Source organism: Rhodococcus sp. NPDC079359 (assembly GCF_040702585.1).
In the GTDB taxonomy this organism is placed as follows: Bacteria; Actinomycetota; Actinomycetes; order Mycobacteriales; family Mycobacteriaceae; genus Rhodococcoides.
This window is the reverse complement of the sequence record NZ_JBFBLH010000003.1, coordinates 154,390-168,804: the sequence shown is the minus strand read 5'-3', so window position 1 is coordinate 168,804 and position 14,415 is coordinate 154,390. Positions and strand designations below refer to the sequence as shown.

General features: G+C 64.2%; 17 protein-coding genes. 7 read left to right on the top strand and 10 right to left on the bottom strand.

The genetic code is table 11. From position 1 onward, the window contains the following. Window positions 1–132 precede the first annotated feature (132 nt). The 3 genes from AB0362_RS09015 (at window position 133) to AB0362_RS09005 (ending at window position 2,874) form a co-directional block, all read left to right on the top strand. Entirely contained in the window at window positions 133–1,065 is a 933-nt protein-coding gene (locus AB0362_RS09015) for a diiron oxygenase (RefSeq protein WP_366235624.1), read from the top strand. Further along, window positions 1,062–1,925, top strand: coding sequence for a diiron oxygenase (locus AB0362_RS09010; RefSeq protein ID WP_317784516.1), 864 nt, complete (start codon window positions 1,062–1,064; stop codon window positions 1,923–1,925). Before AB0362_RS09015 ends, AB0362_RS09010 begins: the two co-directional genes overlap by 4 nt. 103 nt (window positions 1,926–2,028) lie before the next feature. Next, window positions 2,029–2,874, top strand: a complete 846-nt coding sequence (locus AB0362_RS09005; protein WP_317810312.1) for an SDR family NAD(P)-dependent oxidoreductase — start codon at window positions 2,029–2,031, stop codon at window positions 2,872–2,874. Window positions 2,875–2,920: 46 nt separating this feature from the next. Here AB0362_RS09005 and AB0362_RS09000 read toward each other — a convergent pair whose 3' ends face one another. Together AB0362_RS09000 and AB0362_RS08995 are read right to left on the bottom strand one after the other, a co-directional pair. Further along, on the bottom strand, window positions 2,921–3,685 hold the full coding sequence (locus AB0362_RS09000; protein ID WP_317810311.1) for a methyltransferase domain-containing protein: 765 nt from the start codon (window positions 3,683–3,685) through the stop codon (window positions 2,921–2,923). After that, on the bottom strand, window positions 3,682–4,242 hold the full coding sequence (locus AB0362_RS08995) for a carboxymuconolactone decarboxylase family protein (RefSeq protein ID WP_317810310.1): 561 nt from the start codon (window positions 4,240–4,242) through the stop codon (window positions 3,682–3,684). Before AB0362_RS08995 ends, AB0362_RS09000 begins: the two co-directional genes overlap by 4 nt. Before the next feature lie 90 nt (window positions 4,243–4,332). Between AB0362_RS08995 and AB0362_RS08990 the strand changes: the two genes are divergently transcribed. Next, window positions 4,333–5,262 carry an iron-siderophore ABC transporter substrate-binding protein gene (locus AB0362_RS08990; protein WP_317810308.1) on the top strand — a complete coding sequence of 310 codons (930 nt, stop codon included), beginning with the start codon at window positions 4,333–4,335 and terminating at the stop codon, window positions 5,260–5,262. Between the two features lie 4 nt (window positions 5,263–5,266). Here AB0362_RS08990 and AB0362_RS08985 read toward each other — a convergent pair whose 3' ends face one another. From AB0362_RS08985 to urtA, 6 genes are all read right to left on the bottom strand, one after another. After that, window positions 5,267–5,935: a GntR family transcriptional regulator gene (locus tag AB0362_RS08985; protein ID WP_317784520.1), complete on the bottom strand. Its 669-nt coding sequence runs from the start codon at window positions 5,933–5,935 to the stop codon at window positions 5,267–5,269. Between the two features lie 11 nt (window positions 5,936–5,946). Further along, on the bottom strand, window positions 5,947–6,639 hold the full coding sequence (gene urtE / locus AB0362_RS08980; RefSeq protein ID WP_317548368.1) for an urea ABC transporter ATP-binding subunit UrtE: 693 nt from the start codon (window positions 6,637–6,639) through the stop codon (window positions 5,947–5,949). Beyond that, window positions 6,632–7,462: an urea ABC transporter ATP-binding protein UrtD gene (gene urtD, locus AB0362_RS08975; RefSeq protein WP_094613984.1), complete on the bottom strand. Its 831-nt coding sequence runs from the start codon at window positions 7,460–7,462 to the stop codon at window positions 6,632–6,634. The genes urtE and urtD overlap by 8 nt, the downstream gene beginning before the upstream one ends. Beyond that, window positions 7,459–8,550, bottom strand: a complete 1,092-nt coding sequence (urtC, locus tag AB0362_RS08970) for an urea ABC transporter permease subunit UrtC (RefSeq protein WP_094687888.1) — start codon at window positions 8,548–8,550, stop codon at window positions 7,459–7,461. Before urtC ends, urtD begins: the two co-directional genes overlap by 4 nt. Then, window positions 8,547–9,431 (bottom strand): urea ABC transporter permease subunit UrtB, encoded by an 885-nt coding sequence (urtB, locus tag AB0362_RS08965; RefSeq protein ID WP_037186827.1) that lies wholly within the window; start codon window positions 9,429–9,431, stop codon window positions 8,547–8,549. The genes urtC and urtB overlap by 4 nt, the downstream gene beginning before the upstream one ends. Window positions 9,432–9,503: 72 nt before the next feature. Beyond that, window positions 9,504–10,781, bottom strand: a complete 1,278-nt coding sequence (gene urtA, locus AB0362_RS08960) for an urea ABC transporter substrate-binding protein (RefSeq protein ID WP_149406616.1) — start codon at window positions 10,779–10,781, stop codon at window positions 9,504–9,506. Window positions 10,782–10,962: 181 nt separating this feature from the next. Here urtA and AB0362_RS08955 point away from each other — a divergent pair, with 181 nt between their 5' ends. The 3 genes from AB0362_RS08955 to AB0362_RS08945 all read left to right on the top strand — a co-directional run bounded on the left by AB0362_RS08955 (window position 10,963) and on the right by AB0362_RS08945 (window position 12,350). Next, window positions 10,963–11,175: a helix-turn-helix transcriptional regulator gene (locus AB0362_RS08955; protein ID WP_068046235.1), complete on the top strand. Its 213-nt coding sequence runs from the start codon at window positions 10,963–10,965 to the stop codon at window positions 11,173–11,175. Continuing rightward, window positions 11,172–11,690: a hypothetical protein gene (locus AB0362_RS08950; RefSeq protein WP_317810307.1), complete on the top strand. Its 519-nt coding sequence runs from the start codon at window positions 11,172–11,174 to the stop codon at window positions 11,688–11,690. Before AB0362_RS08955 ends, AB0362_RS08950 begins: the two co-directional genes overlap by 4 nt. A gap of 333 nt (window positions 11,691–12,023) precedes the next feature. Beyond that, window positions 12,024–12,350 (top strand): hypothetical protein, encoded by a 327-nt coding sequence (locus AB0362_RS08945; RefSeq protein WP_366235466.1) that lies wholly within the window; start codon window positions 12,024–12,026, stop codon window positions 12,348–12,350. 11 nt (window positions 12,351–12,361) lie between these two features. On the opposite strand, the gene AB0362_RS08940 is transcribed toward AB0362_RS08945, so the two are convergent. Continuing rightward, entirely contained in the window at window positions 12,362–13,408 is a 1,047-nt protein-coding gene (locus AB0362_RS08940; RefSeq protein WP_317810304.1) for an agmatine deiminase family protein, read from the bottom strand. Beyond that, window positions 13,405–14,391 carry a nitrilase-related carbon-nitrogen hydrolase gene (locus AB0362_RS08935; protein ID WP_317533384.1) on the bottom strand — a complete coding sequence of 329 codons (987 nt, stop codon included), beginning with the start codon at window positions 14,389–14,391 and terminating at the stop codon, window positions 13,405–13,407. The genes AB0362_RS08940 and AB0362_RS08935 overlap by 4 nt, the downstream gene beginning before the upstream one ends. Between the last annotated feature and the right edge of the window lie 24 nt (window positions 14,392–14,415).

Sequence of the window (14,415 nt, the reverse complement as noted above, 5' to 3'; positions counted from 1 at the left end):
CTACCGTGAGTTTCGGATAGATGTGGTCTCGGGGGAGTCGTCGATCGCGAGGGGGGATCGGTTGTGAAGCGTGCACTGTTCGGTGACGGAGTGGATGGCTCGGGGTTTGCGGCGGCAAGGCCGTCGACCAGGTTGGCGACCGAGGACTTGTCTGCGGCGCGGGCGCGGACGGTGGGACCACGGGACAAGACCGCGCGTCGGCTGCTGAAGTCGACTGCCAACAAGTTCTACGACGCCGAAGTCGACATCGACTGGGATTCTCCGGTGGTCGAAGGCCTTCGATGGATGCCCGAGCACCGCATCTCGCTCTACCGAACCAGGTTGTGGGACAAGCTGACCGAAGAGCAGCGTCGCGAACTGGGCCGGCACGAGATCGTCAGCATTCTCTCGTTCGGGATCTACGCCGAAGGGATGCTCAGTGCGAACCTGCTGCGAGTCTTCGGCAGAGGCACGTTCTCCGATCATTCGTTGTATTCGATAGCCGAGATCGGCGAGGAATCCCGCCATTCGATCATGTTCGGGAAGCTGATCGAGAAGACCGGGCTGACTCCGTATCTGATGCCCAAACCCGCCCTGCTCATGGGCAAGTTGGGGCAATTTCTGCCGCTGGGACCGGCAACCTACGGTGGAGTGCTGCTCATCGAAGAGGTGCTCGATCGGGCGCAGCGGGAAGCCCAGAACGATCCCGAGATGCAGCCGCACCTACGCCAGATGATGCGAATCCACGTCATCGAAGAATCACGTCACATCACTTACGCGCGTGAGGAAATGGTGCGCGCGATGAACGCGACGAACCGGGTGAACCGTGCCGTCCACCGCGTCATCCTCGCGACGATCGCCAATTTCACGTACTTGGCCCTCATCAACCCCAAGGTGTACAGATCCGTCGGTATCAACCCGATTCGCGGAATCGTCACCGCGATGGCCAGCCCCACCTACAAGACCAACATGCAGTTCTTCTCCGAGCCCATGATCCGCTTCTTCGCCGACGCCGGAATGTGCGACGGTGTCGTCACCCGTCGCCTGTGGAAGATGACCCGCGCCATGCCGGACGATCTGGCATGAGTCCGAGATCGTCGGCGGTGCAGTACGATCCCCATGTCGATATCGACTGGGAATCCCCCTGGCAGAGTGATGATTTCGCACTTCCCCTCGATTCGGTGACGTTGCACGGCACTCGGCTGTGGGCGAGGCTGGCCCAGCAGGACAAGCGCACCCTGGCCCTGCACGAGGCGGTGAGCAGATGGAGCACGGTGGCGTACCTGACGGCGATGCTGACCGGTAACCAACTCAGGCGGGCAGCGGAGGAGGGGCTCAACAGCGCTGCGTCTCGCAATGCATTCGACGAGGTCGCGGGCAGTTCACGAACCACGATCACCTTCGGACGGCTGGTGCGCGCCACGGACCTGGCTCCCTACAAACCGCCACGGGGCACGACCACTGCCGTCAAACTGTTGGGCTTCCTGCCGCTCGGTGCGGCGTCGCACGCATCCACCCTGCTGGTCGAGGAGACCTTCTCCCGGTCGATGGCCGCTGCGGTGACGGATCCCGGCATCGAACCCCACGTTCGGCAGGCGGTGAAGATCCACCGGCTCGAGAGTGCCGACCGTTTTGCCTTCGCCCGCTCGGAAGTGGTTGCAGCTCAGAGCAAGTCGAATGCAGTGGCGCGCGCGTACAACCGCGTCCTCCTGGCCGTCCTGGCCAACGTGATTCTCCGTCTCGGTGTGTCGTTCGAGGTGTACCGCTCCATCGGCATCGGCCCCGTTCGGGGCGCGTTCGCGTCGCGGCGTCGACGAGTGGAGATCCGACGACGGGACTCCGCGAACACCGTCGCCTTCCTGCAGTCGGCCGGCATGCTCGACGGCACCGTCACCGCGGCGCTGTGGAGGCTGACCGGAGTCGTGCCGCCGAACGATCGGCGATGAGGAGTCACTGGCTCGGCACGGAGAAGTTCGACCCGGCCGAGTATCAATCCCTGCTCCCGACCGGAGCCGGTACCGACAAGCAGAACGCGGAAGAAGTGCGGACATGAAGAATTTCGAGAACAAGGTAGCCGTCGTATCCGGTGCAGGTTCGGGGATCGGTCGGGCGCTCGCGCTGAATCTGGCGAACCGTGGAGCACAACTCGCGCTGTCCGATATCGACGGAGAAGGACTGGGCGAGACCGTGGTCCTGTGCGAGAAGATCGGGGCCAGGACGGTGCCGTACCAGTTGGACGTATCGGACCGGGCTGCGGTCTACTCGCATGCCGACGCCGTCATCGCAGATTTCGGTCGGGTCAACTTCGTCGCCAACAATGCCGGTGTCGCATTGGGTGCCGACGTGGTGGACATGACCTGGGACGATTTCGAGTGGGTCATGAACATCGACTTCTGGGGAGTGGCCAACGGCACCAAAGCTTTTCTGCCGGCGTTGATCGATTCCGGTAACGGCCACCTCGTCAACGTCTCGAGCGTGTTCGGCCTGATGGGTATTCCCGGCCAGAGCGCGTACAACTCGGCGAAGTTCGCCGTTCGAGGCTTCACCGAGGCGTTGCGTCAGGAGATGAAGGTCGCCCGACATCCCGTCGGAGTGACGTGCGTTCACCCGGGCGGCATCAAGACCAACATCGTGGCCAACGCCCGCGGAATGGACGATCTCGGCACCCCGGACGAGGCCTCGCGCCGCTTCCAGCAAATCGCGCTCACCACCCCGACGCGAGCCGCCAAGGTGATACTCGCAGGCGTCGAGCGAAACAAGCCCCGGGTGCTGATCGGCCCCGATGCCCGTGTGTTCGACGCGATTCCGCGCGTCTTCGGTCCGCGGTACCAGGACTTGGTCGCACCGCTCAATCGCCTCGGGGCGGCAGCCGGCAAGAAGGCCGCGAGAAGATGACCCCACCGGCCGGCTGAATTGGGGTCGTCCGGTTCGTCTCTGCCCGTTACTGTTTCGTGGCACTGACGAACTGGGCCAGCCCCCGGACGTCCTGCTGGACTTCGGTCAGTCCCGACGCCTCGAATACGTCGACGAACAGGTTCTTCGGGAACATCCTCACACCGGCCAGGCCGGTTCCGAAGCCGACGACGGTACCCAGCGGTGCCGGGCGAGGCTCACAGCTGGTCATGATCGCGATGCGTCCACCCGGGCGCACGACGCGAATCAGCTCGTCCAGCACCGTCATCGGCTGCGGAACGAGATACAGGGCGGCGTAGCAGCACACGGCGTCGAACGCGCCGTCGGCATAGGGCAGTCGGGCGGCATCTCCCCGCACGTACGCTGCGCGGGGGCCACGGTTGTCTCGCACGGCGCGGGCGATCATCGCCTCGGAGATGTCGAACCCGACGGCGAGCCCGTCACCGGTGAGAGCCCCCGAGAGGAACCTGGTGAAATTGCCCGGCCCGCATGCGACATCGAGTACCCGTTGCGGGCCGTTCAATCGAAGGTCGGCAACGGCTTTCGCGCGCTCTTCCGACATGGACATGCCGGCGACGCCCATCATCGATACACCGAACGGGCGCCACACCTGCTCGTAGATCGCCGCCACCACGCGGTTGTTCATCGCAATGCTGGCCGGCGACGGATTCGGTGCGGGCACGTTCGGTAAGAGTTCGACGTACCCGCCGTCGGTGCGCGCCAGCCCCCGCAGCACCTCGGGCTCGATCATCTCTAGTGCGCGGTGCAATGCGGTCTCGGCAGAGTCGATCATGGTCGCGGAGGCCGGTCGCCGTAGTCCCGCTCCACCCGCAGAACGCCGAGAGTGGTTGCCAGGCCGTCGTATTGAGTGACCAGCAGGACGAATTCGATGAGTCGTCGCTCGTCGAACTGGGTGGCGAGTTGATTCCAGGTCGCGTCGGAGAGAATTTTGGTGGCGATGAGTTCGTCGACCGCAGCGAGGATGGTCCGATACCGCGTCGACAGTCCCGGTGCGTCCGGTCCGGTCTTGATCAGCTCGAGCAGATCCCGGTCGATGCCCGCCCGCTTGCCCAGCCGGATGTGATGGTCCATCTCGTACGCGGAATCGCGCAGGTGCGCCACGCGCAGGATCACCATTTCGGTTTCCTTGCGTGAGATCTTCCCGCCGGGCATCAGGTGGCCGCTGTAGAACAGCCATGCCCGATACAGCCCACCGGTGCGCCCGAGGGTGGTGAACAAGTGAGGATTGGGCACCCCCGCACCCTTGGCGATCACCTTGCAGATGACCCAGTTGATGGGCCCGAGGGTTCTGGCGGTACCGGACGGAATGCGTGGTGTGGTCACAGCCACACCGTACCGACTGCCCGGCCGCACGTCACCGGGGCGTAGAAGGCTAGGCTACCCTTTTGTCATCCAGCACAAATCTTCCTCGGAGGACCCTTGACGAAGTCCCATGCCCGCATCACGGCCCTCGCGCTCACCATCGCCGCCCTCGGAGTGACTGCGACGGCGTGCTCGTCCACCGACGCCGCCCCCGACAGCGCAGGCGGCGCCACGAGATCGATCGAGACCGTCCGGGGAACGGTCGACGTTCCCGAGACCCCGCTGCGCATCGTCACCCTCGAGCCGGTCGAGCTCGACACCACCGTCGCCCTCGGCGTAATGCCCGTCGGCACCGCCGTGCTCAGCGAGACCAGCGGCGTGCCGTCGTACCTCGGTACCGAAGCGGCGAACATCGCGACCGTCGGTACGGTTGCCGAACCGACCATCGAGGACATCGCGGCCCTGCAACCAGATCTGATCCTGGGCACGCAGACTCGGCACGCCGAGTACTACGACCAACTCGCCGCCATTGCACCGACGGTGTTCATGGCATCCCAGTCCGATCCGTGGCGCGAGAACGTCAGGTTCGTCGGGCGCACTCTCGGCAAGGAGAACGACGCCGAGGAACTGCTCACCGCCTACGACGACCGGTGTGCGGAGATCGCCGAGGAATTCGATACTGCCGGGCAGACGGCACAACTCATCAGGCCGCGCAACGGTGAGCTGACCCTGTACGGGCCGTCGTCGTTCGCCGGGAGCACCCTCGAATGTGCCGGCTTCACCACTCCGCCGCGGCCGGAATGGGCGGACGAGATCTCGGTCGACCTCTCGCCCGAGCTGGCTGCCCAGGCGGCAGCGGATCTGATCGTCGTCACCGCCACCGACCCGTCGGACCCCGCGGCAATTCCGGCGTCGATCACCGCAAACGCAGCGATCCTGCCGAACCCACACGCGGTGGACATGTCCTACTGGATCACCGGGGTCGGGCCGATGGGTGGGCAGACCGTGCTCGACGACATCGATCGGATTCTCTCGGGTCGCGGCTGACGCATCAGATCCGGACCGCGCCGGCCAGCGCCGCCGCCTGCTGCGCCCGCGCGACCACTCGATCGCGTGAGGAATCGATATGGGCGAGTAGCAGTTCCAGTGCCGAGTCCAGGGTCCCGGCGAGCACGCGTTCGACGATGTCGATGTGTTGATCGATCGCCGAGACCACGGCTGCGGCGTCGAGTCCGCCGAGTATCCGAACCGGACGTACCTTGGCGTTCACGGTGCACAGCGCCTCGGTCAGAGCCGGATTACCCGACGCGGCCAGCAAGGTGACGTGAAAGTTCTCGTCCAGGGACACCAGATCGTCGGTGGTGCCGGGAGGGTCGTCCCGCAAACCGATCCAGGTGTCCAACAGGTTCGACAGCGACGCCCGGTCGACGGACTGGGATGTCGAGCGCGTGATGCCGCGAGCCTCGAGAGTGGAGCGAAGCTCGTACAGATCGGGCAGGTCGCTCAGTCGCGGACGATAGGCGTGCAGCCCGGCGTCGTCGCGAGTGACGAGACCATCGGCCTGCAATCTGGCCAAGGCCTCACGCACCGGAGTGCGCGAGACACCGTACAGCTCGGCGAGACGCTCCTCGCCGAGCCGTTCGGTGGAACTGATGGCACCGGAGATCAGATCCCGGCGCAGTGACGAATAGACCTTCTCGCGAAGGTCCTTGCGCGGCACGATGTGTCCGGTCAGATCGCCATGGCTGCGCGGACGTCCGCCTCGGACTCGGCTCCGCCCACGCCGGTGGACGTGATGCGGCCGGCCTCGAGGATGTAATAGTTCTGCGCCGACTCCAGAGCGAAGCCGATGTGCTGCTCCACCAACAACACTCCGAGACCGCCGCGTCGAGTGAGTTCGATGACGGTGCGTTCGATCTCGGCAACCACCGACGGCTGGATACCCTCGGTGGGCTCGTCCAGGATCAACATTCGCGGTTCGGTGATCAGGGCCCTCGCGATCGCCAGCTGCTGGCGCTGCCCACCCGAGAGCAATCCCGCTCTGCGACCGAGCAATTCCTTCAATGCCGGAAACAGATCGAGTGCCTCGTCGATCAGCGCCTTGCCGCGCTTGCGGCCGTCGGCGACCACCTGCAGATTCTCGGCCGTCGTCAGCTGGCCGAACGACTGCTGGCCCTGCGGCACATAGGCGAGCCCGCGGGCGACCCGGGCGCTGGGGCGCAGCGCGCTCACGTCCTCGCCGTCGAACATGACCTTGCCGGAATTGACCTTGAGCAACCCGACCGCTGCCCGCAGCAGGGTGGTCTTGCCTGCACCGTTGTGTCCCATCACCGCCGCGACACCGTCGGCCGGAACCGTCAGCGACGCACCGTGAATCACTTCGCTGCGGCCGTAACCGGTACGCACATCGACCAATTCAAGCATGACCGGCTCCCTCTTCTGCGATTTGATCGAGTTCCTCGCCCGCAGCCGCGGTACCGAGATAGACCTCCTGGACCTTCGGATCCGCCTGCACCTCGGCCACCGTGCCCTCGGCCAGGACCCGTCCGGCTGCCAACACCGTCACCGAGGTGGCGAACATGCGCATGAAGTCCATGTCGTGCTCGACCACCACCACCGTCCGCTCGCCGCCGATGCGCTGCAGCAGCTGTCCCGTCTCTTCACGTTCCTCGTGACTCATGCCGGCGACCGGCTCGTCGAGCAGCAGCACGTCGGCGTTCTGCACCAACAGCATTCCGATCTCGAGCCACTGCTTCTGACCGTGCGCGAGAATTCCTGCCGGCTTGTCGCGCTCGGCCGTCAGGCCGATGGTCTCGAGAGCCTCCTCGATCTGCGGCAGTACCGATCCTCGACGACGCAACATCGTCAGCACCGATCGACCGGACCCGGCGGCGATGTCCAGGTTCTGCAATACCGTCAGATTCTCGAAGATGCTGGCCGTCTGGAAGGTTCGGCCGATGCCCAGGCGGGCGATCTGATGCACCTTCTTGCCGAGCAGTTCCACGCCGGATTTGGTGACCGAGCCGGTCGCCGGGACGAGGCCGGTGATGGCGTCGATCAGCGTGGTCTTGCCTGCGCCGTTGGGCCCGATGAGGAAACGCAGATCGCCCTGCATCAGCGTCAGATCGACGTTGGTGTTGGCCTTGAAGCCGTCGAAACTGACTGTCAGGTCTCGGACTTCGAGGTACTGACTCGACATGCCGGCGTTGCCGCCGAACGTGGGTTGTGGACCTTCGACGTGGATCATCGTGCGAGTTCCTTCTCTGGCTCGTCGCTCGACTCGGGTTGGGGATCGGGTTGCTTCTTGCGTTTGCGCAGCGCGAACACACCGGCGACACCCGCCGGGAAGAACCCGACGACCACCACGAACAGCAGCCCCTGCGCGTACGTCCAGCCGGACGGGAACTGCTCGGACAGCGTGGTCTGAGCCCAGGCGACGCCGAGCGCGCCGAGAACCGGGCCGAGCAGGGTGGTACGACCGCCGATCGCGACACCGATGAGGAACGCGATGGACGGGACGATGCCGACGTCGTTGGGGGAGATGATGCCGACGATCGGAACGAACAGCGCGCCTGCGAGACCCGCGAAGAACGCCGCCGCCACGTAGGCCACGATCTTGACGTTGGCGGGGTCGTAGCCGAGGAACCGCACCCGCTCCTCCTGGTCGCGTACCGCCACCAACAGTTCGCCGTAGCGCGAGTACATCAGCTGGCGGGTGATAGCGACGACAACGAGGAGTACGCCTGCAGCGATGAAGAACAGCATCTGCTTGTTGGCCGGGTCGTTGAGGTTGAACCCGAAGAAGGTGCGGAACCTGTTGAGGCCGTTGGATCCACCGGTGGTCTGCTGGCCGATGAGCAGAATCGCGAACGCTGCGGCCAGTGCCTGGCTGAGGATCGCGAAGTACGCGCCCTTGACCCGACGCTTGAACACGCCGAGACCGAGCACCAGCGCCACCAGGGCCGGCACGAACAGAATGCCCAGGATCGTGGTGATCGGCGAGGTGAACGGCACCCAGTACGAGGGCAGTTCACGGATACCGGCGATCGACATGAAGTCCGGTACGTCGTCGCCGCGGAGATCGGCGTCGGAGATCTTCAGGTGCATGGCCATGATGTAGGCACCGATACCGAAGAAGACACCCTGACCGAGGGTGAGCATTCCGCCTCGGCCCCATGCCAATCCGATTCCGACGGCCACGATGGCGTAGCAGATGAACTTGCCCAGCAGGTTCAGCCGGAAGTCGCTGAGGACGGCCGGAGCGACGGCGAACAACAGAATCGCGGCGAGCGCGAATCCCAGTAGAGCGCCGCGCTTGGCGATGAACTCGCTCATACCAGGCTCCTTGTCTTGACGGCGAACAAGCCCTGCGGTCGGGCCTGCAGGAAGATCACGATGAGCACGAACACGATGACCTTGGCGATCGACGCCGTGGTGCTGTACTCGATGAACGAGTTGAGAATTCCCAGAGCGAAGGCCGCGATGACCGCGCCCTTGATCTGGCCGAGGCCGCCGACGACGACCACCAGGAAAGCGTCGATCAGATAGCTCTGTCCCACAGTGGAACTGGTGGAACCGATCAGGGTGAGTGCGACACCGGCGACGCCGGCGAGACCGGAGCCGAGGAAGAACGTCGAGATGTCGGTCCTGCGGCTCGAGATACCCGAGGTCTCTGCGAGATCGCGGTTCTGCACCACCGCGCGGATGCGTCGACCCATCGCGGTCTTCTTCAGCGCGATCGACAGCGCAACAACGGCGACCACCGCGAGGACGAGGATGAAGATTCTGGTCTTGGGCACCACGGCACCGAGGATGTCGACGCCGCCGGTCAGCCAACCCGGGGACACGACGTTGACCGCCGGTGCCCCGAAGATGTCGCGAGCGAGCTGCTGCAGGATGAGCCCGACGCCGAACGTGACGAGCAGAGTGTCGAGTGGTCGGTGGTACATGCGCTGAATCAGCGTGACCTCCAACAACACTCCCATGGCGCCGCCGACGAGGAAGCCGACGATCAGAGAGATGAACAGTGATGCGCCGCCGGTGGAGACGATCTGCTGCACCACGTAGGCCGTGTACGAACCGGCCATGATGAACTCGCCGTGCGCCATGTTGATGACGCCCATCTGACCGAACGTCAGTGAGAGCCCGAGGGCGGCGAGCAAGAGAATGGATCCGATCGACAGGCCGGTGAACAACTGTCCGATCACGACGTCCATAGGGGAGCTCCTTCGGAGCATGTGAGTGGAACTTCGTAGCAGGCTACGAAGTTCCACTCACATGGGTGGTGGTCAGTTGAGGTCGGAGGCCCAGTCGTAGGTCTCGAGGAACGGGTCGGGTGCGATGGGCTCGGGGGACTCCCACACCGTGTAGATCAGTCCGTCGGCGCGGATCTCACCGATGCGGGCGGTCTTGGAGATGTGGTGGTTGTCGCCGTCGATGACGACCTCGCCCTCGGGAGCGGCGAAGCTGACTCCGTCGGCCGCGGCCTGAACGTCCGCCACGGCAAAGGAATCGGCCTTCTCGACGGTGTTCTTCCACAGGTAGACCGAGGTGTACGCGGCTTCCATCGGGTCCGAGGTGGGCTTGTCGGCACCGTACTTCGCCTTGTAGTCGGCGACGAACTTGGTGTTCTCGGGGCTGTCGACGGTCTGGTAGTAGTTCCAGGCGGTCAGCTGGCCCTCGATGTTGGCCGCACCGATGCCGGCGACTTCTTCCTCGGCGATGGAGACCGAGATGACCGGCATGTCAGCAGCTTTGAGGCCGGCGTTGGTGTACTCGCGGAAGAACGCGACGTTGGAATCGCCGTTGAGGGTGTTGAACACCGCGTCCGCGTCGGCCGAGCGGACCTTGTTGACGATGGTGGAGAAGTCCGTCGAGCCGAGCGGGGTGTAGTCCTCGCCCTTGATCTCGATGTCGTTCGCGGCCGCGTAGGCCTTGATCTCGCGGTTGGCGGTCTGCGGGAAGACGTAGTCGCTACCGACGAGGTAGAGGGACTTGACGCCCTGTTCCTTGAGGTAGTCCAGGGCCGGAATGATCTGCTGGTTGGTGGTGGCTCCGGTGTAGAAGATGTTGTCCGACGCCTCGAGTCCCTCGTACTGCACGGGGTAGTAGAGGAGAGCGTCGTTGTCCTCGAACACGGGCAGCATCGCCTTGCGGCTCGACGAGGTCCATCCACCGAAAACCGCTGCGACACAGTCGCTGCTGATGAGCTTCTCGGCCTTCTCGGCGAACACCGTCGGCTCGGACGCGCCGTCCTCGGCGACGACCTCGATCTGCTTGCCGTTGACGCCGCCCGCTGCGTTGATCTGCTCGACGGCCAGTGCGATCGAATCACGCACCGTCACTTCGCTGATCGCCATGGTGCCGGACAGGGAGTTGAGCGAGCCGACCTTGATGGTGTCACCGGAGGTGTCGACACACGAGGCGGCAGAACTGCCGCCGCCGTCGGCAGAGGCGGTATCGCTCGCCTTGCTTCCGCAGGCGGTGGCAACGAGGCTCAATGCAGCCAGCGCTGCGGGAACGACCATGACGCGCTTGAAGGACATGCGCTTCGAGACAGCAGGCATCTACGGCCCTTTCGGAGGTTTTGTATACGGAGTTGTATTCGCGATTGCGAACAGTAAAGGGAAGTTATTGCGTCGGTATGTTCTGCGGTCACGAGTCTGTTTCCCGCGTTACGTGGACGTAAATGCCGCAGGATGACAACTCCTCTTGACATTTTATGACAAGCAGAGTTGACTTTCCGGCATGTCCGGAACGAACAACGTTCGCGCACATCGCAAACAGGCACGGATCACCCAGGCCGAACTCGGCAAAATCTGCGGGGTGAGCCGACAGAGCATCGTCTCCGTCGAGGGCGGCGACTATGCGCCGAGCGTCTACCTGGCGCTGCGATTGGCCCGTGCACTCGATACGACGGTGGAAACACTGTTCGGAAACGAAGGAGAGGCAGAATCATGAACGCATTCGTCAGAGCAGCCCGATTCGTCGGCGACCTCGACGACGAGTTCTACGCCGACGAGCTGCAACGCGACATATGGAACGAGGCCTCGGCCGTCGGATTCCAGTCGCTGCTGTGGATCGGGCTGATCGTAGGCGCAGTCTTGCCCTATGCGGCAGGCGTGACCGGAGCATGGGTGGCGTTGGGGATTCTGCTCGCGTTGATCGTCGCGTCGACGGTAGTGCAGGGATATGCCCGATCGAGGGGCGTCGAGGTGTATTCCGCGCAGGAGTTTCGCCGCCCGCGCCTCGCGATAGCCGTCATTCTTTACCTCGTCGGTAGTCTCGGTGCAATCGTTCGACTGTTCGACACGTTCGGTGACGGGAGTCTGGCGACGTGGGTGGGTCTGGCAACCGGTGCGGCCGCAGGAGCCTGCGTGTCCATCGTGATCGTCAAGCTGAGGCAGCGTCGGGTACGCAAAGCAGAGCTCGCCGCCGAGAAGGCCGAACTACAGGGCTTCGAGGAAACGGACTGACTCTCGTGTCCTTGATCACTCGCGCCGAGTATTACAGGGCGCAAGGATACGTAAAGATATCGTTTCGAACAGTCCGCTCGCAGATCGGAGGAGCGAGAGGTATGTTCTGACCGATGACATCGAGATTCCCTGGATGTTCGCGGCTGTGGGTGGGCTGGTCGGAGGCGGGTTCGTAACGCGGACGATTGCGCCCCCGATGTAAAGAGAGGCTCGGGGTCGAGGCCGATGACGACGTGTGAAACCAATCCGTCTTCCATCGCGCCACGAAGCACCAACGAGACCACGTCGGACGTCCACCTTCTGGTGGAGCACGCTAACAGGGAAGTCGAGGCCGTGCGCAGAGACAAGAGTTACCTCAGACTCGTCGGGTCGAGCACGCCGCAGCCCACCATCGAGGTTCTCGGCGGACCGAAGACCATCACGGTTCACGTGGACAACGTGCTGCCGGGTCAGATGTGCGAGGTTCTGCACAACGGAATGCTGTCGTTGAGTCACCGCGTGATCGTGGACGAGAACGCCACCAGCATCACCATCACCACGTTCAACCTCAAGCCGGGCGAATACAACGTCTCACTGCGTCTCGACGGACGGCTGGACTGCGTGACCGAATCGCTCACCGTCACCGTCGGCGAGGAGCTCGAGGTTCGTCGCAGCTCGTAGGACCCCACGTCTCACTGAAGATTCTTCGCCGCAGGCTGGTGCTGGGTGATGCAGTGGATCCCGCCGCCTCGCTCGAACAGTGGCCTCGCATCCACGGTCACCACATCCCGGCCCGGGTACGCGTCGCGCAGGATCGCTGCCGCTTCGGCGTCGGACGGGTCGTCGTAACTGCAGGCGATCACGCAGCCGTTGACGACCAGATGATTGATGTAGCTGTAGTCGACGAATCCGTCGGCATCACGCAGTGTCTGCGGAGCCGGCACCTCGACGATGTTCCAGTCCGCACCCGAGCCGTCGTGGGTGGCCCGCAAGGTGTCGACGATCAATGAACTGACCTCGTAGTCGGGGTGAGCCCGGTCGTGTTGCCGATGCACCAGCACGGTTCCCGGTGACGGAATGGCCGCGACGATGTCGACGTGTCCTCGGGTACCGAAACGCATGGAATCGCGCGTCAGTCCGCGCGGCAGCCAGATGACGTGCTGCGCACCGATGGTTCGTGCCAGTTCTGCTTCGATGTCGGCTTTCGACAGTCCGGGGTTGCGCCCAGGATCGAGCTGTACGGTCTCGGTCACCAGCACGGTGCCTGCGCCGTCGACCGCGATGCCGCCGCCCTCGTTGACTATCGGCGACGTGATTCGCGGTACCGCAGCCTGATTCGCGACGAACTCGCCGATACGACTGTCCTTGTCCCACTGCGCCCAGTCCTGCGCACCCCAGCCGTTGAAGACCCAGTCGACGGCGGCGACCGAACCGTCCTGTGCGTGAACGAATGTCGGACCGATGTCGCGCATCCAGGCGTCGTTCAACGGTGCTTCGACGATGTCGATGTCGCGCGAGAGGTACGTCGCAGCCACGGCGCGTTCGGCCGGATCGACGACGACGGTCACCGGCTCGAACGCGGCAACAGCGTGTGCGACGGCCGCCCACGTGGAGCGGGCCTCGTGCTTGGCCGCCGGGTCGTCTCCGAGGGAGTAGCCCTCGCACGGGAACGCCATCCACACCTTGTCCTGCGGAGCGGTCTCGGACGGCATCGTGAATGTCGCTGCAGTGGTTGTCATTTGATCACCGGAGTCGCGGGATGTCCGTCACCGTACGGGGCGTCGGTGTTCACCGGCTCGGTGAGGCGGCCGTACGTGTCGGGTCTGCGTGTCAGTAGGAACGGAAAGAGCTCCAACCATTCTCGACGCTGATCGAGGTCGAGATCCGCGACGAGGACGGCCGATTCGTCTCGGGGTGCCTGAACCAGGATGCGGCCGAACGGATCGGAGATGAACGACGAACCGTAGAAGGTGATCTCGCCTTCGTTTCCGCAGCGGTTGGGTACCACCATGAACAGGCCGTTCGAGATGCCGTGGCCGACGATGACGTGTTGCCACAGCGGTTGGGTGTCGAAGGCCGGGAACGACGGCTCGGACCCGATGGCCGTCGGATACGCGAGAATCTCTGCGCCGCCGAGCGCGTAACTGCGCGCGACCTCGGGGAACCACTCGTCCCAGCACGTGGGTAGGCCCACTCTCGCTCCGCCGAGTTCCGCGGGGGAGTACACGGGATACGGGTCCTCGGCCGGACCGGCCCGGAAGTAGGTGTCCTCGTAATAGCCGGCCGAGATGGGGATGTGCAACTTGCGGGTTCTCGCCAGCAGTTCTCCCGTCGGCGAGACCATGATGGCGCTGTTGAACCCCAATCCGTCTGGGGCTTCGGACTTCTCGTACAGCGAGGCATGAACCACGATGCCGTTCGCGGCTGCGGCCTCGGCAGCGAGAGTGAACGTTGGCCCGGTCAGCAGATCCTCGGCTTCACTGCCCGGGTTGGCTCCGGCGCGGGTGTCGGCGGGGTAGCGCAACAGGGTGATCTCGGGCAGGAAGACGACCTTCGCCCCGAGGTCCGCGGCAGCGGCGATGGCGTCGAGCAGTTCGGCCTTCAACGCTGCGGCATCGGGATTCCAACGATGCTGCACCAGTCCGACGCGGAGCGGCGCGCGATCGGTCGGGGTGGTTCGGGTCAGGGCCTCGGGGGCCGAGAGATTGGTGAGTGTCAGCATGCTGATCTCCTGTTAAAACGAATG

Bases quoted from the DNA above. Each gene is read 5' to 3' on its own strand.
- urtD (WP_094613984.1), bottom strand. From the start codon at position 7,462: ATGATCCACGTCGAAGGTCCACAACCCACGTTCGGCGGCAACGCCGGC.
- AB0362_RS09005 (WP_317810312.1), top strand. From the start codon at position 2,029: ATGAAGAATTTCGAGAACAAGGTAGCCGTCGTATCCGGTGCAGGTTCG.
- urtC (WP_094687888.1), bottom strand. From the start codon at position 8,550: ATGAGCGAGTTCATCGCCAAGCGCGGCGCTCTACTGGGATTCGCGCTC.
- urtE (WP_317548368.1), bottom strand. From the start codon at position 6,639: ATGCTTGAATTGGTCGATGTGCGTACCGGTTACGGCCGCAGCGAAGTG.
- AB0362_RS08940 (WP_317810304.1), bottom strand. From the start codon at position 13,408: ATGACAACCACTGCAGCGACATTCACGATGCCGTCCGAGACCGCTCCG.
- AB0362_RS09000 (WP_317810311.1), bottom strand. From the start codon at position 3,685: ATGATCGACTCTGCCGAGACCGCATTGCACCGCGCACTAGAGATGATC.
- AB0362_RS08955 (WP_068046235.1), top strand. From the start codon at position 10,963: ATGTCCGGAACGAACAACGTTCGCGCACATCGCAAACAGGCACGGATC.
- AB0362_RS09010 (WP_317784516.1), top strand. From the start codon at position 1,062: ATGAGTCCGAGATCGTCGGCGGTGCAGTACGATCCCCATGTCGATATC.
- urtA (WP_149406616.1), bottom strand. From the start codon at position 10,781: ATGCCTGCTGTCTCGAAGCGCATGTCCTTCAAGCGCGTCATGGTCGTT.
- AB0362_RS08950 (WP_317810307.1), top strand. From the start codon at position 11,172: ATGAACGCATTCGTCAGAGCAGCCCGATTCGTCGGCGACCTCGACGAC.
- AB0362_RS08935 (WP_317533384.1), bottom strand. From the start codon at position 14,391: ATGCTGACACTCACCAATCTCTCGGCCCCCGAGGCCCTGACCCGAACC.
- urtB (WP_037186827.1), bottom strand. From the start codon at position 9,431: ATGGACGTCGTGATCGGACAGTTGTTCACCGGCCTGTCGATCGGATCC.